At 47.8% G+C, this 21,936-nt stretch carries 22 protein-coding genes; 19 read left to right on the top strand and 3 right to left on the bottom strand.

Features of this window, described 5'->3' with window-relative positions:
• The first annotated feature begins 153 nt into the window (after positions 1-153).
• A complete protein-coding gene (ribD, locus tag CVU71_17595) occupies positions 154-1,263 on the top strand; it encodes a riboflavin biosynthesis protein RibD (protein PKN17109.1) in 1,110 nt (369 codons plus the stop codon).
• On the opposite strand, the gene CVU71_17590 is transcribed toward ribD, so the two are convergent.
• Positions 1,217-2,725 (bottom strand): hypothetical protein, encoded by a 1,509-nt coding sequence (locus CVU71_17590; GenBank protein PKN17108.1) that lies wholly within the window; start codon positions 2,723-2,725, stop codon positions 1,217-1,219. The genes ribD and CVU71_17590 overlap by 47 nt on opposite strands.
• Here CVU71_17590 and CVU71_17585 point away from each other — a divergent pair.
• The 7 genes from CVU71_17585 to CVU71_17555 all read left to right on the top strand — a co-directional run bounded on the left by CVU71_17585 (position 2,725) and on the right by CVU71_17555 (position 7,021).
• The gene (locus CVU71_17585; GenBank protein PKN17107.1) at positions 2,725-3,429 is read left to right on the top strand and encodes a hypothetical protein; all 705 of its coding nucleotides are present in this window, start codon (positions 2,725-2,727) and stop codon (positions 3,427-3,429) included. The genes CVU71_17590 and CVU71_17585 overlap by 1 nt on opposite strands.
• A gap of 123 nt (positions 3,430-3,552) precedes the next feature.
• Positions 3,553-3,762: a tungsten formylmethanofuran dehydrogenase gene (locus tag CVU71_17580; GenBank protein PKN17157.1), complete on the top strand. Its 210-nt coding sequence runs from the start codon at positions 3,553-3,555 to the stop codon at positions 3,760-3,762.
• 7 nt (positions 3,763-3,769) lie between these two features.
• The gene (locus tag CVU71_17575) at positions 3,770-4,813 is read left to right on the top strand and encodes a 3-methyl-2-oxobutanoate dehydrogenase subunit VorB (GenBank protein ID PKN17106.1); all 1,044 of its coding nucleotides are present in this window, start codon (positions 3,770-3,772) and stop codon (positions 4,811-4,813) included.
• A gap of 34 nt (positions 4,814-4,847) precedes the next feature.
• Complete coding sequence (locus tag CVU71_17570; protein ID PKN17105.1) at positions 4,848-5,621, top strand: 2-oxoglutarate oxidoreductase; 774 nt, start codon at positions 4,848-4,850, stop codon at positions 5,619-5,621.
• Positions 5,618-6,157, top strand: a complete 540-nt coding sequence (locus CVU71_17565; GenBank protein PKN17104.1) for a 2-oxoacid:ferredoxin oxidoreductase subunit gamma — start codon at positions 5,618-5,620, stop codon at positions 6,155-6,157. Before CVU71_17570 ends, CVU71_17565 begins: the two co-directional genes overlap by 4 nt.
• A gap of 9 nt (positions 6,158-6,166) precedes the next feature.
• Positions 6,167-6,598, top strand: a complete 432-nt coding sequence (locus CVU71_17560; GenBank protein PKN17103.1) for a hypothetical protein — start codon at positions 6,167-6,169, stop codon at positions 6,596-6,598.
• Positions 6,599-6,613: 15 nt separating this feature from the next.
• Positions 6,614-7,021, top strand: coding sequence for a peptide chain release factor-like protein (locus CVU71_17555; protein ID PKN17102.1), 408 nt, complete (start codon positions 6,614-6,616; stop codon positions 7,019-7,021).
• Positions 7,022-7,389: 368 nt separating this feature from the next.
• On the opposite strand, the gene atpE is transcribed toward CVU71_17555, so the two are convergent.
• Positions 7,390-7,767: an ATP synthase F0 subunit C gene (atpE, locus tag CVU71_17550; protein ID PKN17101.1), complete on the bottom strand. Its 378-nt coding sequence runs from the start codon at positions 7,765-7,767 to the stop codon at positions 7,390-7,392.
• 216 nt (positions 7,768-7,983) lie between these two features.
• Between atpE and CVU71_17545 the strand changes: the two genes are divergently transcribed.
• The 8 genes from CVU71_17545 to CVU71_17510 all read left to right on the top strand — a co-directional run bounded on the left by CVU71_17545 (position 7,984) and on the right by CVU71_17510 (position 17,863).
• Entirely contained in the window at positions 7,984-8,451 is a 468-nt protein-coding gene (locus CVU71_17545; protein ID PKN17100.1) for an Lrp/AsnC family transcriptional regulator, read from the top strand.
• A complete protein-coding gene (hemL, locus tag CVU71_17540; protein PKN17099.1) occupies positions 8,451-9,734 on the top strand; it encodes a glutamate-1-semialdehyde-2,1-aminomutase in 1,284 nt (427 codons plus the stop codon). Before CVU71_17545 ends, hemL begins: the two co-directional genes overlap by 1 nt.
• Positions 9,735-9,935: 201 nt before the next feature.
• The gene (gene gmd, locus CVU71_17535) at positions 9,936-10,967 is read left to right on the top strand and encodes a GDP-mannose 4,6-dehydratase (GenBank protein ID PKN17098.1); all 1,032 of its coding nucleotides are present in this window, start codon (positions 9,936-9,938) and stop codon (positions 10,965-10,967) included.
• Between the two features lie 6 nt (positions 10,968-10,973).
• A complete protein-coding gene (locus CVU71_17530) occupies positions 10,974-11,936 on the top strand; it encodes a GDP-fucose synthetase (protein PKN17097.1) in 963 nt (320 codons plus the stop codon).
• Between the two features lie 63 nt (positions 11,937-11,999).
• Positions 12,000-12,284, top strand: a complete 285-nt coding sequence (locus CVU71_17525; GenBank protein PKN17096.1) for a F0F1 ATP synthase subunit — start codon at positions 12,000-12,002, stop codon at positions 12,282-12,284.
• A complete protein-coding gene (locus tag CVU71_17520; GenBank protein PKN17095.1) occupies positions 12,244-12,639 on the top strand; it encodes a hypothetical protein in 396 nt (131 codons plus the stop codon). The genes CVU71_17525 and CVU71_17520 overlap by 41 nt, the downstream gene beginning before the upstream one ends.
• A 6-nt stretch (positions 12,640-12,645) precedes the next feature.
• Entirely contained in the window at positions 12,646-13,317 is a 672-nt protein-coding gene (gene atpB / locus CVU71_17515; GenBank protein PKN17094.1) for an ATP synthase F0 subunit A, read from the top strand.
• Positions 13,318-13,552: 235 nt separating this feature from the next.
• A complete protein-coding gene (locus tag CVU71_17510; GenBank protein ID PKN17093.1) occupies positions 13,553-17,863 on the top strand; it encodes an activase in 4,311 nt (1,436 codons plus the stop codon).
• 53 nt (positions 17,864-17,916) lie between these two features.
• Here CVU71_17510 and CVU71_17505 read toward each other — a convergent pair whose 3' ends face one another.
• A complete protein-coding gene (locus CVU71_17505; protein PKN17092.1) occupies positions 17,917-19,137 on the bottom strand; it encodes an MFS transporter in 1,221 nt (406 codons plus the stop codon).
• 162 nt (positions 19,138-19,299) lie between these two features.
• Here CVU71_17505 and CVU71_17500 point away from each other — a divergent pair, with 162 nt between their 5' ends.
• The 3 genes from CVU71_17500 to CVU71_17490 all read left to right on the top strand — a co-directional run bounded on the left by CVU71_17500 (position 19,300) and on the right by CVU71_17490 (position 21,932).
• Positions 19,300-19,896 (top strand): molybdenum cofactor guanylyltransferase, encoded by a 597-nt coding sequence (locus CVU71_17500; protein PKN17091.1) that lies wholly within the window; start codon positions 19,300-19,302, stop codon positions 19,894-19,896.
• Positions 19,897-20,004: 108 nt separating this feature from the next.
• On the top strand, positions 20,005-20,589 hold the full coding sequence (locus CVU71_17495; protein ID PKN17090.1) for a TetR family transcriptional regulator: 585 nt from the start codon (positions 20,005-20,007) through the stop codon (positions 20,587-20,589).
• Between the two features lie 161 nt (positions 20,590-20,750).
• Positions 20,751-21,932 carry an efflux transporter periplasmic adaptor subunit gene (locus CVU71_17490; protein PKN17089.1) on the top strand — a complete coding sequence of 394 codons (1,182 nt, stop codon included), beginning with the start codon at positions 20,751-20,753 and terminating at the stop codon, positions 21,930-21,932.
• Positions 21,933-21,936 lie beyond the last annotated feature (4 nt).

Here is a 21,936-nt window from a genome sequence, read left to right as displayed (position 1 = left end):
GTCAATAGCAATATTGTGATTCTAATCACCAAAAATGATCATTTCTTGCGAAATTCGCGGCGCCGGTACTTTAGTGACGTCTTAACATAACAGTAAGGGCATCAACAATAAATTTCTTTGCATTGGTTTGGTCAATGAGGTAATAAAATCACCATGGATGATGAACACTATATGAAACTGGCCATAAAACTGGCCGCCAAGGGCAGTGGCTACGCCAGCCCCAATCCGATGGTCGGCGCCGTTCTGGTCAAGAATGAACGAATCGTCGGCCAGGGGTATCATCAATGCTGCGGTCAGAATCACGCGGAAGTCAATGCGATTCAAAGCGCAACGGAAGATGTCGCCGGTTCCACGCTCTATGTGACGCTGGAACCCTGCTGCCACCATGGCAAAACACCCCCTTGTACGGATCTCATTATCCGGCATAAAATCGCGCGGGTTGTAATCGGCACGACTGATTCCAACCCGCTGGTCTCCTGTCAGGGCGTGAACCGCCTGAAACGCGCAGGAATTGAAATTGCAACCGGTGTAATGGAAGATGAATGCCGCAATCTTAATGAAGTCTTCTTTCATTATATGGAGACCGGAATGCCTTTTGTGACCGTCAAATACGCACAAACGCTGGATGGGCGCATCGCCACGGCAACCGGACAATCGCAATGGATCAGTTCTCCCGCATCCCTGAAATTTGCTCATCAACTGCGGGCTCAACATGACGCGATACTGGTCGGAATCGGAACCGTTCTGAAAGATAACCCGACGCTGACGGTCAGGAGAGTTCACGGTCGCAATCCGCTGAGAGTTGTCGTGGATTCCGGTTTGACCATCACCACCTCAAGCAACATCATGCAAGATCTTTCCCGGACACCGACTCTGATCGTCACGACGAAGACTGCTTCCGATCCATATTTCCAGAAGCTGACGGCGGCAGGCGCGGAATTGGTCACAGTTGATTCTGATGACAATAATCGTATCCATCTGAAAAAACTCTTGAAGATTCTTGCCGCCAGAAATATCTCTTCCGTCTTGATCGAAGGCGGCGCGCAAATCATTACAACTGCCCTTCAAGACAATCTGGTTAATCGCCTGGTCACGATCATTGCTCCGAAAATCATCGGCAAAGGCATAGAAGCAATAGGCGATCTCAACATACGCGATCTTAAAGAAGCAAAATTATTATCCGTGAAACGCGTTGCAAGAAAAGGCGCGGATGTAATCATGGACAGCCGCGTATTGATGCCATCACGTTCTTTGCAGCCTTAACACCATCCAGCGCCGAACTGATAATTCCTCCGGCGTAACCGGCACCTTCCCCGCAGGGGTATAGTCCCCGGACATTCAGGCTCTGAGAATCGGATTCGCGGCAAATCCGCAAAGGCGACGACGTTCTGGTCTCCACACCGATTAAATGAGCATCAGGCGAAATAAAACCGGGCATTTTCTTATCGAACTGTTTTATCCCAACCCGCAAAGCATCGGCAACAAATTCCGGCAGCACGTCAGCAAGTTTTGCGGCCTTGACGCCGGGCAAAAAACTGGTCCGGCCGACAACCCCGGATGATTTATTTTCGACAAACTCGGAAAGCTGCTGAGCGGGAGCGCAATAGTTGCCACCGCCTGCCTCAAAAGCCCTGCTCTCCCACAAGCTGCGAAAGGCCAGACCGCTCAAAGGCTCGTTCTCCAAAGCAAAGTCTTCAACACGGACATTGGCAACGACGGCGCTGTTGGCAAATTCTCCGTTGCGCTCGCTGTTGCTCATGCCGTTGGTAATAATAAATCCTGGAAACGCGCTGCAGCCAATCACCTGCCCTCCCGGGCACATGCAAAATGTATAAACGGAGCGATTCAATTTACTGATGGCGGCGGTGACAAAATATTCCGCCGGCGGCAAATGAGGATGCTTCGACCACCGGCCGTATTGCATGGAATTAATCAGGCTCTGCGGATGTTCGACGCGCAACCCCATCGCAAACGGTTTGGCCTCCATTTTTACGCCGCGTTCATGCAGCATCCGGTAGGTGTCATCGGCGCTCTGGCCGATCGCCAGAATCGCTTTATCCGTTTTTATTTCCTGCCGGCCGTTGACAATAATTGCCGCGATTTCGTTATGCCGGATTATGATGTCGGTGACCAGGGCTTCAAATTGAACGACACAACCCAGTTCTCTTAACTTATTTCTCAAGTGAATGATGACTTCACGGAGTTTATCCGTTCCGATATGCGCCTTGGCGTCCGTCAGAATGGCTTCGGGCGAGCCCATTTCCACCAGTACTTTCTTCACCCAGCCCGCATAAGGATTCTTCGTCCGGCTGGTTAGTTTTCCGTCGGAAAAAGTCCCGGCGCCTCCTTCACCGAAAAGAACGTTGCTTTGCGGATCAAGCACACCTTCTTTCCAGAATGCCCGCACATCCGCTACGCGTTTTTCAACAGGCCGCCCCCTCTCCAGAAGCAGAACGGATAGTCCGCTTACGGCAAGCGTGTAGGCAGCAAAAAGACCGGCGGGGCCGCTCCCGATGACCACAACGGGAAGTCTCCCTGACAATCTGCGTGGTGGACCGGCCAAGGGCGTCTCAAGGTCCGGTTCATCATTAAAAGGCTGGATCTGTATTCCGTCCGGCATCTTTTCCCGCAGAATCACCGTGTCAGCCAAACTGATTTTAACGGCGTAAACAAAATGCGGAGGCTTGTTGCGCCTGGCATCCAGCGCTTTTTTGATCACTGTCAATGAAGCAATATCGGCCGTCTGAATGCCCAACGCGTCAGCTGCTTTTCGGGCGAGGCATTCCCCGGTATCATCTAAATTCAGTTGCAAACCATTCAGACGGATTACTCGCATTTTTTCTCCATTGCAAAAACTTAATAGCTATTGTAAATGTCCTCAAACTTTACGAAACGGATTCTCAACATATTAAAGGTTGGTGCTTGGCCATGCCATGGTATGCAATTTCCACTAAAAGCCGTCACGAATATAAAGCCCTCACCGGACTCTCCCAAAAAAATCTGACAACGTTTTTACCGGAGATGGAAGTATGGAGCAAGCGAAAAGACCGAAAAAAGAAGATTAGTGTGCCGCTCTTCCCCGGCTATCTGTTTGTTGAAGCCTCTTTGGATAACGAAACCAAACTGGTCATCCTGAAAACAACCGGTGTTGTTCGAATTCTGGGAAAAAAGGAAAATGCGGAACCTCTGCCGATACCGGAAGAAAAAATTATCGCTCTCCAACGCATCGTGGATAAAAAAGTGGAAATGTTCGCCATCCAGTATCCTAAATTGGGCGAACCGGCGCGGATTATGGATGGACCCTTTGCCGGCATTGAGGGCACGGTCATTAAAAGCGATCCGGAAAAGGAACTCTTCGTTATTTCCATCGATCTGATGCAGCGCTCCGTGGCCATTAAGCTGGAAGGTTTTCAAATCGGTAAGATTTGACGATCTTTATATTAGTGACATGAATGTTAATCTAAAAATACTTGACATTCTGAACATTCTGAGCAAGATAGCTTCCGCCGAACGTGATTGAATCACAGGCAAAAACTGATTTGGGGACATGCTTTGAAAGGATATATCAAGATAAAGAAGGAACTTTGCAAGGAGTGTCACCTCTGCATTCATTTTTGTCCGAAAGGCCACATAATGGCATCCAATGAGTATAACGCTCAAGGATATCATCCTGTATGCGCCAATGAAGAAAAGGAATGCAACGGCTGCGCGATTTGCGCCACAATGTGTCCGGATGTGGCAATTGAGGTTTACCGTGAATAAAGTATTAATGTCAGGAAACAATGTTATCGCTGAAGCTGCAATTCGCGCGGGCTGCCGTTTTTATGCCGGTTACCCCATTACCCCGCAAAACGAAATCACCGAGTATATGGCTGAACATATGAGGAATGCCGAGGGGGGCGTGTTTATCCAATCGGAAAGCGAAGTCGCCGCCATCAATATGATCGCCGGGGCCGCCGCAACCGGTGCAAGAGTCATGACATCCTCCTCCAGCCCCGGCATTTCATTAAAACAGGAAGGCATTTCTTCCATGGCCGCCTGTGAACTTCCCGGGATCATCGTCAATATCATGCGCGGCGGCCCGGGATTAGGCAATATCCGCCCTTCACAGGGTGATTATTTTCAGGCCACCCGCGGCGGAGGCCACGGCGACTACCGCACCATCGTGATTGCTCCGGCAACCTGCCAGGAACTGGCGGATTTAACCATGGATGCTTTTGATCTGGCCGATAAGTATCGCACACCCGTGATGATCCTGGCGGACGGCATGATGGGACAAATGATGGAACCTGTTATTTTCAAGAAACCCAAGCCCCGTCAATACCCTGAAAAGTTCATGCTGCGCGGTGCGGGAACAGGTAAGAGCAAATTCATCCGGGGCCTTCTCCTTGATGCAATTGACAGTGAAGAACACAATTGGAAACTGGCTCGTAAATATGAAGTAATTACTAAAAATGAGCCCCTCTTTGAAGAACATAGAGTAGACGATGCGGAACTGGTCATCGTGGCTTATGGCACAGCCGCCCGTATTGCCAAGGGCGCCATTAAAAGATTACGCGAACACGGCATGAAAGTCGGCCTGTTTCGTCCGATCACCCTCTGGCCCTTCCCGGAATTGAAATTACGAACCCTGTCGTCAAAAATTAAAAATTATCTCGTTTTTGAAATGAGCACCGGCCAGATGTTGGAAGATGTTCGTCTGGCTTTGCAGGGTTATGCCAACATTGATTTTCATGGACGACCGGGCGGCGCTGTGCCGACGCCCGCGGAACTGGCCAATGTCGTCGCCAAAATTTACGACAAAAAAGATTAATAGACTATTGATCACGCTTAAGGATCACAAATATATGGCAAAGATAGTTTTTCAACACCCCAAAAGCTTAAAAGAAGCTATTTACCACTATTGCCCCGGTTGCGGTCACAGTATTGTCCATCGGTTGGTTGCCGAAGTAATTGATGAGATGGGCATAAGAGGCATTACCATCGGCGTTCCTCCCGCGGGATGCGCCGTTCTGGCTTACAACTACTTTGACGTAGATATGATCGAAGCGCCCCATGGACGCGGCCCGGCCATGGCCTCAGCCATCAAGCGTTCACTCCCCGATCGCGTCGTTTTTTCTTATCAGGGCGACGGAGACCTTGCCGCCATCGGAATTGCGGAGAGCTTTCACGCCGCCAATCGCGGCGAAAATATTACCGTCATTTTTATCAACAATGCTGTGTACGGCATGACTGGCGGGCAGATGGCCCCGACCACGTTGCTCACTCAAAAAACAACGACCAGCCCGACCGGCCGTAAAAAAGAATTGGACGGTCATCCTGTCAAAGTCAGTGAGATCTTTTCACAGCTGGGAGGATCAACCTATATTGAGAGATGTTCGGTTAGTTCTCCGGCCGGCGTTAACAAAACAAAAAAAGCCATCAAAAAAGCATTTCAGTGCCAGATCGACGGTCTTGGATTTTCAATGGTGGAAATTTTGTCTTTATGTCCGACCAACTGGAAAATGTCATCAATTGATTCCTGTAAATGGATTGATGATGTTCTGAGCAAAGAATTTCCCCCCGGTGTATTTAAAGACACCATCGCCGAAACAAAGAAAGACGCGGAGGCAGCGTCATGATCGTGAAAACCATTTTTTCCGGGTTCGGCGGCCAGGGCGTTTTAATGATGGGCATCAGTCTGGCCAACAGCGCAATGAACAAAGGCTATCACGTCACGTATCTTCCCGCCTATGGCGCGGAAATGAGAGGCGGCACGGCCAACTGCACCGTAGCGGTAGGCGACGAGGAGATTGCGTCACCTGTTGCTTCGGAACCGGATTATCTGATTGTGATGAACTCACCTTCCCTGTTTACATTTCAGAATAAAGTAAGTGCCGGCGGGAGTATTTTTATTAATTCATCCATCATTGACGCGCGTCCCAACCGCCAGGATGTCAAAACCATCTGTGTCCCTTGCGCCGACATGGCTCAGGAACTCGGCAACAGCCGCGTGGCCAACATCATCATGATGGGCGCCTTCATTAAAAAATCAGGTGTCGTTTCTTCTGAAATTTATCTTAAAAGTCTGGAAACAATTATGGGCAGCAGAAAGAAAGCCCTTGCGGAAGTAAACCGCAAAGCCTTTGCCGCCGGATTCGATTACGTTAAAGATTAAGGATACTTTATGGCTGTCAAACAAATATCTGTCTTATTAGGCAACATTCCCGGATCTTTCGCCAAACTCACCCATATTCTGGATACGGAAGATATCGGCACCATCGCCGTATCCGCCGCCAGTATCGAACATGACAGCCGCGTCCGCCTCGTCGTAAATGATCCCGACCGCGCCGCAGCGCTTTTAAGCAGTTTCAATTTTAACATTGAAGTAACACCCGTACTGGCGGCCGAAGTTCCCCTCCATGCAGGCCGGATCAACGCTATCCTGAAACCGCTGGCTAAAGCGGATATTAATATCCTTTACCTTTATACCACCATTAACCGTATCGGCAAGGAAACCATCGTCATTATCGGCGTCGATAAACTGGAAGAAGCCAGAGAAATTCTTACAGAAAACTGGATAAATCTGATAGGCGACGAGATTTATTCGATCCCTTGATTTTGAGGATCGACCATGCCGGTATCTTCAGATAAAGAAAAAGCACTTGCTGCCAGAATGCAGGAACTCGGCGTTTCAGAAAACGATTTTGAGGAATCCTTCGTCCGTTCTTCCGGCCCCGGTGGACAAAAAGTCAATAAGACATCTTCTTGTGTTCATCTTCTCCATATCCCGACAGGCCTTGCCGTCAAATGCCAGCGGGAAAGATCACAATCACTGAACCGCCATCTGGCGCGTCGTCTATTACTGGACAAAATTGAATTGCAGCAAAAGGGATTTATCGCTCAGGAACAGGATAAAATTGAAAAATTGCGCCGCCAGAAGAGAAAACGAAGCAAACGGGCAAAAGAAAAGATACTTACGGCCAAACATCAGCAAGCCCAGAAAAAAGAATTGCGCGGTAAAGTTGTAGTCGAGGAATAGTGAAGGTGTCGTTAACCCCGCCCGCTTCGCTCGGGGGTGATTGAAGCATTTGTCTGCAAGCAGACAAACCGCTTCGATACTTAGAGAAGGTTATTATTCTGATTTGCCCCTCTCACCTCCCCGCAAGCGGCTCGGTTCATGGTGGCATTGTATTCGACTTGCAAATTTCAGTGTGCTTCGCTTCGGGAATTTAAGGTGTCATTAACCCCGCTTCACTTCGTTGCGCGGGATAAGTTCACCTAAAATTTCCGCTTGTGACCTTTAGGTTATGCGCTTCACTTCGGGAATTTAAGGTGAACTAAAAAAGGGAGAAGAAGTCCTTTGTTATTTGCTTCTTCTCCCTTTATAAAATAGCTAATTATTTTTGACTAACCGATACCGGCCAACTTTACTAACGGGTTGGCGAACAGCATAACCAGAGAGATAACCAACGCGTAAATTGCGACGGATTCCGTCATAGCCATACCGACCATCATGGTTAACATAACTTTACCCTGAGCTTCGGGATTTCTACCCACTGCATTACTTGCACCGCTTGTTGCCTGCCCAAGACCAAGACCTGCGCCTACTGCGCCGAAACCAATTGCAAAACCAGCGCCAAGCAGAGCGCAACCGATAACAATGGCTTTTGTGTAATCAACACCTGCTGTGGCAGCCTGAGCCGCTTCGGGAGCTGCAAATACAAAGGGAGCGGAAACAATAACCAACGCGAACGCCAGCACGGAATAAATCAAACTCTTTTTCATTTAAAGCCTCCTGATTTTTTTGTTATGCCCGAAACCGTCAAGTATTTTATTTTTTATAACCTCCCTTCCTTAAATTTCGACGACTACCGGTCATTTGTATTCTTTTTTAACGATCAATAAAGAGATTGTCAAGAAATATTTGCAAAACAGGTGACTAAATATTTACCTGAACACCCGACTTGATTTTATAACGCAAGCAGGATAGAAACAACGGCTATGGAAACATTCAGCAAACAGAAATTAAGAGCGGCCCGAATCCTCCAATCTGACATTCCGCTTGTCATGAAACCTTTTACGCAAATTGCCGATACCTGCGGTCTCAAAAGCGATGCATTAATAGCCTGGCTTAAAGAGCTTTCCCAAAAAGGTGTTGTAAGAAAGTTCGGCGCAATTCTCAGGCATCAAAAAGCCGGATATCGCAAGAATGCCCTGGTGATGTGGTCAGTTCCGATTGATGCCGTCGAGAATGCCGGCAAGCTATTTGCCGGACTACCATTCATTTCACATTGCTACGAAAGAAAGCCGGCTTTTCAAAATAAATATAATCTCTTTACGATGCTGCATGCACAGGATGATGACATCTCGTCCATGCTCAGCACCATGTCCGAATTAATCAGCAGCAACGATTTTCTTATTCTGGAAAGCCTGCATGAATATAAAAAAACATCTCCGGAGTATTTTTAATGACCGCTAATATTGAAAATCCGTTTGCCGCAGCCAGTCAAGTGATCGCAGGCGGCGTGAATTCCCCCGTACGCGCCTGGAAATCGGTTGGCGGTGATCCGGTTTTTGTGAGCCGCGCTCAAGGCAGTAAAATTTATGATTCCACGGGCAGGGAGTATATCGATTATGTTCTCTCCTGGGGGCCGATGATTTTGGGACACGCTCATCCGGAGGTCATTGCCGCTATCTGTCAGGCAGCGCAAAAAGGAACCAGTTTCGGAGCTCCCACCGATGCTGAAACAAACATGGCCCGGCTGATCAGTGAAGCGATTCCATCCATTGAACGGGTGCGAATGACCAGTTCCGGCACAGAGGCCACCATGACGGCTATTCGCCTGGCCAGAGGCTATACAGGCAGAAACATGATCATTAAATTTGACGGCTGCTACCACGGTCATTCCGACTCTCTTTTAATTAAAGCCGGCTCCGGTGTAACAACACTCGGCATTCCGGGCTCGCCGGGGATTCCCGAAGAGCTGGCCAGGCTTACTTTGAGCCTTCCATACAATGATATTAATGCCCTGGAGAACGCGATTGAGCGTTACGCATCGCAACTGGCCGCTGTGATCATTGAACCGATCGTGGGCAACATGGGCGTTGTTCTCCCACAGGATGGTTTCTTAAATAAATTGCGGGATCTGACAGCCCGAAACGGCATCGTGCTGATTTTCGACGAAGTCATTACGGGTTTCCGATTTCACTTCGGCGGATACCAGAACCTGATCGGCATTAAACCTGATCTGACCTGTCTGGGAAAAATCATCGGTGGCGGCATGCCGGTAGGCGCATTAGGAGGCAAACAAGAAATCATGGAAAGACTCGCCCCCATCGGTGATATTTACCAGGCGGGAACCCTTTCCGGAAATCCGCTCGCCATGAGCGCCGGTATCGCTACGCTCAACATTCTCAAATCCCAAACAACTTCTTTTGCATCATTAACGTACCGGGCGGATGATCTTTGCCAGGAAGCGGAAAAAATATTCGCGAAGCAGGGCATTGCCGTCTGCATCAACAAGTTCTGTTCAATGTTCACCATTTTTTTTCAGGAAGGACCGGTGTACGATCTGAACACGGCGTTGAAATCAAAAACCAACCTCTATGCCCGTTTTTTTCACGGTATGGTCAAACACAATGTCTGGCTGGCCCCATCGCAATTTGAAGCAGGGTTCTTATCCTTTGCGCATACGGATAAAGACATCGACCAGACCCTTTCCGCTTTAGCGGAAACATTAAAAACCCTGTAACCGGTTTATTGACAATTAACAATCGATACGGTAAGACATTTCATCCGTTTGTCTTAAAATATTAGACTAATCGGGAATCCTGAACATGAAGATAATTCTGATCCTTCTCAATATGAAAACCATCTTTGAACCGGATCAGACACGGTCTCCGTGCACAAACTCTTGGAGCGATTTAAAGCTAACTCAACATTAAGGAGATTTATGAAAAAAGCATTTATTACAGGAATTACCGGACAGGATGGATCATATCTGGCTGAGTTTCTATTAAACAAAGGATATGAAGTTCACGGTTTGATTCGCCGTTCCAGCACATTTAACACGGATCGTATCGATCATCTTTACCACGATTCCCATGAACCGGATACAAAATTATTCCTGCATTATGGTGATTTGAGCGTTTCCGGTCAGCTCATGGATTTGCTCGCCTCCATCAACCCCGACGAAATTTATCATTTGGGCGCGCAAAGTCATGTACGCGTCAGTTTTGACATGCCCGAATACACCGGTGACATTACCGGATTGGGAACCTTGAGAATTCTGGAATCAATCAGAAAGACCGGCATCAAAACAAAATTTTATCAGGCTTCCTCCAGCGAAATGTTCGGCGCGGCGCCACCACCACAAAACGAGAATACTTTATTTCAGCCTCGCAGCCCCTATGCCGCAGCCAAAGTGTATGCCTATTACATTGTGCGAAACTACCGTGATGCTTACGGCATCTTTGCGACCAACGGTATCCTTTTCAATCACGAATCGCCGCGGCGCGGTGAAACATTCGTCACCCGTAAAATTACCCGCGCGGCAACACAAATCAAGCTGGGGCTTAGAGACAAGCTTTACCTGGGCAATCTGGAAGCCAAAAGAGACTGGGGCTTTGCCGGCGACTTTGTGGAAGCAATGTGGCTGATGCTCCAGCAGGATAAACCCGATGATTATGCAATCGCTACCGGTGAAACTCACTCGGTGCGCGAGTTTGCTGAAAAAGTATTCAGCAAACTCGGGTTGGATTATCATCAGCATGTGGCAGTTGATCCCCGTTATTTCCGTCCCACGGAGGTTGACGTTTTACTGGGAGACGCATCCAAAGCGAAAAAAGCTCTGAACTGGCAGCCCAAAACTTCCTTTGACGAGCTCGTAGATATGATGATCGCAACCGATCTGGAATTAGCTAAAAAGGAAAAAACTCTGATGGATGCGGGTTTTACCTGTGCAAACTCTGAAAGAATAAGTTAACATCAAATGTTAAAGGTGAAATACGTGCTTGAAAATAAACGCATTACTGTTACGGGCGGCAAAGGATTTCTGGGACATCACCTGATCAACAGGCTTAATGAATACGGTTGCCTGAGCATCAACATTGCCGATCTGCCCGAATACAACCTGACTAATCCGGTTGATATACGCCGCATGTTCGACACCACAAAACCTGATATTGTGATTCATCTGGCCGCAAAAGTCGGCGGCATCGGTTTTAATCAGGAAAAACCGGCTGAACTTCTGTACGATAACCTGATGATGGGCACGCAATTGATTCATGAAGCCTGGTTGCACAAGATAGAGAAATTTGTCGCCTTGGGTACCATCTGTGCTTATCCCAAATTTACGCCAGTGCCCTTTAAGGAAGAAGATATCTGGAACGGTTACCCGGAAGAGACCAATGCTCCTTACGGATTAGCCAAAAAAATGATGCTGGTTCAATCGCAGGCGTATCGGCAACAGTACGGTTTTAATTCAATCTTTTTACTGCCTGTCAATCTTTACGGGCCAGGCGATAATTTTAATCCCCGTTCATCCCACGTCATCCCGGCGTTAATTAAAAAATGTTTTGACGCGATGGACAGCCATTCGGACACCCTGGAGGTATGGGGAACGGGCCAGGCAACCCGTGAATTTTTCTATGTTGAAGACGCAGCAGACGCTATTTGTCTGGCGGCTGATTCTTACGAAAAAAGTGAACCCGTTAATATCGGAGCAGGTTTTGAAATTTCTATCAAAGATTTAACAGAACTGATTGCCGGTCTGGTAGGGTTTCCGGGAAAAATTGTTTGGGATACAAGCAAGCCGGACGGTCAGCCCCGTCGTCTGCTCGATACATCCAAAGCGATGAAAGAATTCGGTTTTAAAGCAGCAACAGATTTAAGCACTGGCCTGAATAAGACCATCGACTGGTATAGAAAAAACCGTCACTTTTTAAATAAATAATGAACGCCGGTCATGTTTTTGTTTGACTTTGTTTATCGCACATGTTAAGGAGCTCATCACTAAATGGATAGCGAAACCAAAAAATTGGGCATCCAGATGGCCTATGCCAGCAGTATTGGAATCGCAATGGTTCTGGCAATTTTTGGTTGCCTCCTTTTAGGAAGTTATTTAGATCGGAAATTTGATTCCGGCCATGTATTCACCGTCGTTTTTCTATTGATCGGAATTTCGGCCGGATTTCGTAACATATATGTTTTAGTGCAAAGAAATTTCAGAGATGAAGAATCCATCATAAAGAGTTTAAAAAGTGAACCTCATCGCCAAAGACCCGCTCCAAAGAAAACTTGAAATTGCCAACTGGATCATTTTGGCAGTCTTGGTCATCCCCTCTTTCATTTTTGCACCGACAAAATTCTACCTGGGCGTTCTCCTGGGCGGTTTTATCAGCATTCTCAACTTTTACGGAATGGAACTTGGTTTGCGCGGTCTTTTCAGAAATCCTTCCGGAAATGTCAAACGACCGACCATGGTCAAATATTACATTCGCCTGGCCTTGACCGCTGTTGTTTTGTATTTTCTAATCGCCACTGATACCGTAAATATCATCGGCCTGCTTATTGGACTTTCCGTGGTGGTAATCAATATCGTTTTCACGGTGATTACCACCCTGGCAAAAAAAAACTTTATTGAGGAGGTTAGTTAGAAACAAATGGAACCCCTAATATTCTTCCACACGACCTGGCTGAAAGATGTGGGCATTAACATGACCATTGTTTTCAATACTTTGTTTATAGTTCTTCTGCTGTCCGTGCTTTCCTTCCTGGCAACACGGCGTTTGCAGGTTTACCCGGGACGTCTGCAAAATGTTATGGAAGTCATCGTGGACGGCCTTCACACATTGTTGCTCGACACGATGGGAACCCATGGAAAAAAGTTTTTTCCGTTAATCGCCACGATCGGGCTTTTCATCTTTACGTCAAACATGATCGGAATCATTCCCGGATTTGAATCACCTACTGCCAACATCAACACAAATCTGGCCATGGCACTGGTTGTATTCTTCTCAACACATGTCATCGGCATCATCACCCACGGCTTCAAGTATATCAAACAGTTTCTGGGACCTGTCTGGTGGCTGATTCCACTCATGCTACCTATTGAGCTCATCAGTCATCTGTCGCGGCCTTTGTCTCTGACCTTCCGGTTATTCGGCAATATCGCAGGTGAAGACATTGTTCTCCTGGTTGTTCTGCTTCTGGTGCCGCTGATTGTTCCGCTGCCCATTATGTTCTTGATGATCTTTACCTCAGTCGTTCAGACACTGGTTTTCATGCTGCTGTCCATGATGTATATCGGCGGCGCGATGGAGGAAGCTCATTAACATTGCGGTGAGTTGGCATTAAACAAAGATAGTATCCTGACCAACAAACATATAATATAGTAACAACAAAAAAAGCAGCTGACGGCAATCGCTATCAGCTGCTTTTTTCTTCTTTTACCGAGGCTGTCTAACTCTTTGTCTTATGAAGATTTTTTAAATTTATCTCATCTGATGCTTGACGATATGATTCAATAGTAATATTGACCTTTGGGATTATTTATTTAAGGGAGTTTTTATGCACAGTCTGGGAATTAATATCGGCTCCTCGAATGTTAAGGTAGCCATGCTGGAAGGAGATGATATTGCATGGAGCGCCGTAGAACCTCATGAAGGAAACTTTCTCGATACCCTCAAAAAGATTCTTTCAAGCCGTCATTTACCACTGGACATCAAAACACTGGCCACCGGTACCGAAGGCCGGCATCTTTTAAATATCAATAGTGTCATTGAACCTCTCTGCATCGAAAGAGCTCTGCAAAAGCTCAATCATCAAATTGATGCGCTTGTTTCTCTCGGAGGAGAAGATCTTGTCGTCTATACCATCGACAAGAATAATAAAATCATTACCAGTTTTTCCGGCAACAAATGTGCGTCCGGCACCGGCGAATTTTTCAAACAGCAGCTCGCACGGATGAACATGAAGCTCAGCGATATTAACAACATCCCTAAAGACTGCCGGGTGCTGAAGCTTTCTTCGCGCTGTTCGGTCTTCATGAAAAGCGATTGCACACACCGTTTGAACAAGGGCGAAGCCAAAACCGGCGATATTGTCTTATCGCTCTCCGATGTCATGGCCATCAAAGTCGTCGACTTTCTGAAAAGAGCCAGAATCGAAAAAGGAAAAGTCCTGCTCGTTGGCGGCGTAACGCAAAATCCGTACATTCTGCGCTTCATCCGTGAGCGTATGCCGGACATCGAATTCATTGTCCCCGAAGAGGCGGCCTATTTCGAAGCGTACGGAGCGGCGCTGATGGCCGCAATCTCCGGAAGCAGCCTGCCTTCTTTAAATTCATTGTTTAAAAAGAGCCACATTCAGTTTAAAAGATTTAAAAGCCTGCAAACCGCTCAGGGGAGAGTGACCTACCTGCCTTCACAAAAAGGCAAAGTCAAAGCCGGCCATGAATATATCCTCGGCGTCGATGGCGGTTCCACCACTACAAAAGCCTGCCTCATCGACATCGAAACCAGTGAAGTTACCGCATCTTTTTATGGCCGCACGCACGGCGATCCGGTCAACTCACTTAAAAACTGTCTCATCGAAATAAAAAAACAAATTCGGGAAGATATCGGCGACGGGAAAATCAACATCACGCTGGCTTCCACAACCGGCTCTTCGCGGGAAATTCTCGGCGTGTTTCTGGAAACACCTGCCGTTTATAATGAGATCATTGCACATGCCGTCGGCACTTCCTTTTACCGGGACAATATCGACACCATCTTCGAAATCGGCGGACAGGACGCCAAGTATGTGTCTCTGAAAAACAAAGTCCCGATTGATTACGCCATGAATGAAGCCTGTTCCGCGGGAACCGGATCATTCCTGGAAGAATCGGCGCAGGGCGATCTGAATATTTCCGACGCCGCTCTGATCGGCGACATCGCGCTTGCCGCCAGAGAGCCACTGAAGTTCGGCGAACACTGCTCCGCCTTTATCAATTCCGATATACGCAACGCCATTCAGCAGGGCGCAACGCGCGAAGATATTACCGCGGGCATTGTCACCTCTATCGTGTCCAATTACCTCAATCGCGTCGTGGGTAATCGGACCATCGGCAAAAATATTGTACTGCAGGGCGGCGTCGCCAAGAACAAAGCCGTCCCGCTGGCCTTTGCGATGCTTCTGGATAAGGACATTCTGGTGCCGCCTGATCCCGAACTGATGGGTTGCTTCGGCGTGGGCATTCTGGCCAAGCAAAAAGTCACCGAAGGATTTCTGACCAAAGGCGCCTATGACATTGATCAAATCCTCGCCACCAGCATTATCTATGAAAAGGAATTTCAGTGTAAAGCCTGCGACAATTTCTGTCCGATCCGCATTCTCAATGTCAATGGCCACAAATACATGTTCGGCGGCCGCTGTAATAAATACGCCAATATGCGGAAGAAAAAAGTTTTCAATGAAGCCTGCGTGATCGACTACATTGAAAAACGCAATGACATCCTTTTTAAGGAATGCGCCCCCGATCCGGCCACGCTGATCAGAAAAAAAGATTATATCGTCGGCATCCCCCGCTGTTTTTCCATTTATACGCTCTGGCCCCTCTATTCCTGGTTTTTCCATACGCTGGGAGTGGAAACATTTGTCTCCGAAGAGATTTCTCACGAAGGAACGGCGCGTGTGGAAAGCAGTTACTGTTTCCCGGCGGAAATCGCGCATGGCGCCGTTCAGGATATCTTTAACCGCAAAATCGATTATATCTTCCTGCCGCATTTCCGCGATATGGAAAGTTATGAAAAAATTGCTCCGGCCAATTTCTGCCCGATCACACAGAGCCTGCCCTATTATATCCAGAAGGCTTTTCCGGAGATTCCAGACGAAAAATATTTAGCGCCGGTGGTCAGCTTTATGTATGGACTTGAAAAAGCCGCCGAACCGTTTGTCACGATGGCCGCCAAACTGGGCTTCGGCGAAAGCGAGGCGAAAAATGCTTTTGCCGTCGCCTATGAAAAACAAATGGAATGTTTTTCCCAATTTTCCAGATTGGGAAAACAAGCGCTTGAAGAGGCCCGTCTGGCCAGGCGTGCGGTAATCGCCGTTCTGGGACGTCCTTATAACTCCTTTACCGCCGATGCCAATATGGGCATCCCCCGGAAATACACCTCCCGCGGTTATTCGATCATTCCGTTTGATATTCTTCCCTTCGAAGATCAGACTATCTATCCTAACATGTACTGGTATTACGGCCAGCAGGATATGAAAGCCGGCGCACTCCTGAAGGATGAAGACAACATTTTTGTCACCTACATTTCCAATTTTTCCTGCGCCCCTGATTCCTTCATGCTGCATTATTTAAAATGGATCATGGGCACCAAACCATTTCTGATTCTGGAGTTGGATTCCCACACGGCGGATGCCGGCGTCGATACCCGCATTGAGGCGTTTCTGGATATCATCGAAGGTTACCGTTCCAAACTCACCGATATTCGTGAGGAACGATACGACAATGGCCTGCGGTTCATCAACAATCCCGGTGAGGAAATCCACATTAAAAATATCATCACCGGCGAAAAAATCCCGATTAAAGGAAACCCGCGTGTCAAACTGCTCCTATCCAATATGGGCAGACTCTCGGCGGAATTGATCGGCGCAACAATCCGGGGGTTGGGCGTCAACGCGGAAGCCATGCCGGTGCCGGACATCTATACGCTGCAGATGGCTCGCAATCACGCCTCCGGCAAAGAGTGCCTGCCGTCGCACCTTGTCTTAGGCAGCGCTCTCAAGTATTTATCCTCCGACCAATATCGCAAGGATGAAATCTATATTCTGTTTGTGCCCACAACAACCGGCCCTTGCCGAACCGGTCAGTATTTTGTTTTCTATGAAAACCTATTCAAGGATTTGCGTCTGGAAAATGTCCTTGTCTTCACCCTGGAGGCAGATAATTCCTACACCGAACTGGGTCCGGAATTCACCAAGTACGCCTGGTGGGCGACGGTCATCGGCGACTATATGAAAGATGTCGAAACATCTTTGCGGACATGCGCGGCCGATCCTGTCGAGGCTATGAGGATCTATGATCAGATCTGGCAAAAAATGCTCAGCGTAGCCGAGCAGGATATTACCAAAGTTCTGCCGGTTCTCAAGGATATCGCCTCGACAATTTCTCAAATACCGCTGGCCAGAAAAATGGAAGACTGCCCGAAAGTGCTGATTGTGGGTGAAATCTACGTCCGGCGCGACGATTTCGCCGTTGATGAACTGATTCAACAGTTCAGCCGTCACGGCATCGTCGGCAAGGTATCGAATGTCGCCGAATGGTTTTACTATTGCGACTTCGTCCGGCACTACGAGCTCAAAAAGAAATTGAACCTGACGCCGTGGTACAGGCGTTTATTCGCCCGGGAGTTTCGCGACATCATCGATTGGAAAATTGAACATACCTATAAAAAAAATGTGGAAAAAAACATTCGCGACACGCTGCGCGTAACCGGACTGGTGCCCAGTACGCCTCATGATATGAAAGCCATCATGAAAAACACGGAAAAGCATTTTGTCAGCCATGAACTGCATTCGGAAATCAGCATCTCCAGCGGCGTGGCCGCTACCGCCATGATGGACGGCTATTCGGGCATCGTCAACATTTCCCCGTTTGCCTGCCTGATCGGCCGCGTCATCGAAGGATTATTCACGCCATGGGCCAGAGAAAGAAAATATCCGGCGATTTCCATTGAAATCGACGGGAACCTTTTACCGCCCAATGTTTTAAGCAAACTGGAAATTTTCATGCTTAACGTCAAGCGATTCCGCGGCAAAGGAGACAGCCATTCCATGGTAGAGCGGGAAGGCGCAAAACCGGCGGCGATAGACAGAAAGATTATCCGGTAAAAAAAGCGGGCACAAGGCCCGCTTTTTTTATCTGCGCATTCGGAAGATCATCTCTAAGCTTTTTTCGGCTGTTTAAGCAATGCAAACGCCAGAACGATTCCTGCAGCCGCGAGAACGGCTGTGGGATAGAATGCATAGGTGTATGTCCCGAACACATCTTTGGCCTGACCGGAGATAATACCACCGACGATAGCGCCCACGCCGTATGCAAAAAAAACCACGCCATAGTTGCGCGCATAATTTTTCATCCCGAAGAATGCCGCTGTTGCAGTCGGAGCAATGGCCAGCCACCCCCCCAGGCAAAGCCAGAATCCGATAAAGCTGAATGTATAGAGTCCCGTATCACCTTCTTTGGCCGCAATCATAATAATTGACACAACAAGGATCACGATCAAATTAAGGATGCTGGCATTGCGGGGATTAATCTTGTCCGTCAAAAATCCGAATAGCGGACGACCCAGCGCGTTGAAAATAGCGAATACACCGACGAGCGTCGCAGCCGTCTCACCTGTAATTTTGATGATCTCGTTGCCCACCGGTTTGGATATACCAATAGCCATCAGTCCGGCAATCGACCCGATAAGAAAGCAGAAAAACAATCCCCAAAATGTCGATGTTTTCGCCATTTCTCCGGGGGTAAAATCCGTTGCGGCGACTGCTCCCGCGGCCGGCTTCCAACCCGCCGGCACCCAACCGGCGGCGGGAAAATGGAAAGGCAGACTTAAGACAACCAGAATAATACCGAATGCAACACCGAAATACAGGAAGGTGTTCGACAATCCAACAGAAGGAATCAGCAAGGAAGCAAGCTTGCCCGTGCCGCCGAAACCTGCCAGCGTCAATCCGACAGCCAATCCTTTTTTATCCGGGAACCATTTGGCCCCCATGGCCACGGGGCAGCCATAGACGAGGCCGACACCCGAGCCGGCAATCACCCCATAGGTCAGGGTCAAAACCCAGATATTCGATGCGAAACTGGATAAAAACCAGCCCAACCCGACAATAATACCGCCAATGATTCCCAGTTTGCGCGGACCCAATTTCTCCATCATGCGCCCACCGAAAAACATGGTAACGGCAAAAAACGCCAGGAAAACCATAAAAGGCAGGTTCGCCATGGACGCGGAAACGTCAAAGGCTTTTCTGACCGGTGCCAGAAAAATACTGTAAGCATAAACCGCCCCCAGACACACACACATAATCAATCCCAAAACCACATAAACCCACCTGCCACTTTCCGCAGGCAGTCCAAACAGCTTGACATCGTTACTCATTAAATACCCCCTCATAAAATTAGTAAATATTTCGATTTTCGGTTTTTATAGTTTAATATTTCAAGAGTCAATAAAAATGTCTAAAATTTGGTTATAAAATTCCGCATCAACTATTTATTGTTTTATGGTAAATGAAGTTTCGATCTGGAAGGAGCATGGAAATTGACGGATAAGAAAAACGGCACCACAGGGATAATTCTCGCAGGCGGCAAAAATTCCCGCATGGGGACTAACAAAGCGTTTCTGGAAATCGACGGAATTCGCCTGATTGATAAGACAATCAATATTTATCATGAGCTATTTTCCGAAATCATTATCGTCACGAACGATCCCCTGTCCTATGTCGAATTCACAAACGCGATTATTGTCACCGATATTTACAAAGGAAAGGGACCGCTCGGGGGTATCTACACAGGGCTTTTTTACGCGAAAAATAATTACGCATTTGCCTGCCCCTGTGACATGCCGTTTCTCAATCAGGATTTCATCGAATATCTGACCGGTCAATCAGGAAAGCACGATGTCATCGTCCCGGAACTTGCCGAAGGGTATCAGCCCCTGCACGCCATTTACTCGCGCAATTGTCTGCCTTCCATTAAACGTCTGCTGCTGATGGATAAACTCAAGATCACCGGTTTTTACAGGGACATGCGCGTGCTACCGATTAATGAACATCAGATTTCCCCGTTTAACAAAAACGGACGTCTCTTTCAAAATTTGAACACACCGGAAGATCTGGAGCAGTTGATCGAAAAATAATGAGCTGTTTTTCACCTGTATAAACATCTTGACAGCATTTTCCTTCTGATATAGATATTTTTCATAACAAGAATGAACGTTCATTCATAGCTATGGAGCACAAATACTTTGCTGACTTCCGATAAACGCACCGATATTATGCAAGCGGCCCTGGAACTTATTGCCGAACGGGGTTTTCACGACGCTCCGATGTCTGAAATAGCCGATCATGCGCAAGTGGCCGCCGGAACGATCTACCGGTACTTCGAAAACAAGGACGTGCTCATTAATGAGTTGTTTCAGGAAATTGAAGACAGGTTAATGGAGGTTCTCCTGTCCAATTATCCTGAAAGAAAGCCCGTAAAAGAACAATTTTTTTATGTATTCGGTGAACTTTGCCGATATTTATTAACAAATCCGCTTCATTTCCGTTATATGGAACAGTTTTTCAACTCCCCCTACGGAATCTCCAAACGCCGCGACAAACTTTCGGGCAAAAATATCAATCAGGATAGACGTGACGCACTCAAAGAAATCTTCGACGTGGGGATCTCTCAGCAGATATTGAAAGATTTACCGGTGAGTGTGCTTTCTTCACTGGCCATCGGTCCCATGCTCTATGTGATACGTGACCATACCCTCGGTTTTGTTGTATTGGAGGAACCTCTGATCCGGCAAATTACCGAAGCCTGCTGGGATGCAATTAAGAGGTGAAACGCTTTTTTATGCTAAAATACCGGATTTTTTATTTTGAATTATGAATACCCATTTGTATTCACATTAAATTGTTCCACTTTGTTTCGACCATGATCACGATGCCGTCACACGGACATCATCGGTGATGGCCGCAAAATCTCGAATAGTAGGGGTATCCAATGAAAAAAGATTACAGAGTCGGGCTGATGACTGCTACAGTCTTTATTACCGTGGGTTTGCTTCTGGGCGGATGCGGTGACAAGAAGGGCGGTCCTCCTCCGGTTCCCGAAGTTGCAGTTGTCACCATCCAGTCGAAGCCGGTGGCTACCACAACCGAACTGACCGGCCGGACATCCGCCAATTTAGTTGCCGAAGTGCGTCCCCAAGTGGGCGGTATCATCCAAAAGCGCCTGTTCACGGAAGGCGCTGATGTGAGGGCCGGTCAGGTACTCTTTCAAATCGATCCCGCCCTCTATCAGTCGGCACTCGAAAATGCCAAAGCCGCGCTGGCCCGTTCCGAGGCTCAGCTTACAGCCATTCAATTGAAAACGAATCGATTGCGGGAATTGCTTGCTGAAAAGGCTGTCAGTCAACAGGATTATGACGATGCATCCGCGGCATTGAAACAAACGCAGGCAGACATACAATATGCAAAAGCAACGCTTGAAACAGCCCGCATTAACCTGAAATACACCACCATTAGCGCGCCTATTTCGGGCCGTATTGGAAGATCCAGCGTCACGGAGGGCGCCCTGGTGACAACTCAGCAGCCCGTGGCATTAGCCACCATACAGCAGCTGGATCCCATGTATGTGGATGTTACCCAGTCCACCACTGAGATTCTTCGTTTGCGAACCCAGATACAGGAAGGTCAACTGGATCAGAACAGCAAAAATCAGCAAAAGGTGCGACTCGTTTTAGTTGATGGCAAAGAGTATCCATTGAAAGGGGACCTTAAATTTCGCGACGTCACCGTCGATCCGACCACGGGATCCGTCATTCTACGTATTGTGTTTCCCAATCCGAATGGTGTTCTGCTGCCGGGCATGTTTGTCCGGGCCATCGTCCAGGAAGGTATTCGTAAAAATGCCATTCTGATTCCCCAACAGGCCGTATCGCGTGATCCCAAAGGGAATCCTCTGACATTAATTGTGGACGACAAGGGAATGGTCCAACAGCGGCAGATTACGCTTGACCGTGCCATCGGTGATGCCTGGCTTGTTTCATCCGGCATTGAGCAAGGCGAACGGGTTATTATCGAGGGGACAATGAAGGTGAAACCCGGTGTTTCCGTAAAAGCTGTTCCTTTTGAAAACGGCGGGAAAACGAAGCATACCGCCCCGCCCGCCAAAACAAATTAACGGG

This window comes from Deltaproteobacteria bacterium HGW-Deltaproteobacteria-6, from assembly GCA_002840435.1.
In the GTDB taxonomy this organism is placed as follows: Bacteria; Desulfobacterota; Syntrophia; order Syntrophales; family Smithellaceae; genus UBA8904.
The sequence above is the reverse complement of the archived record's forward strand: the minus strand, read 5'-3'. Positions and strand labels throughout refer to the sequence as shown.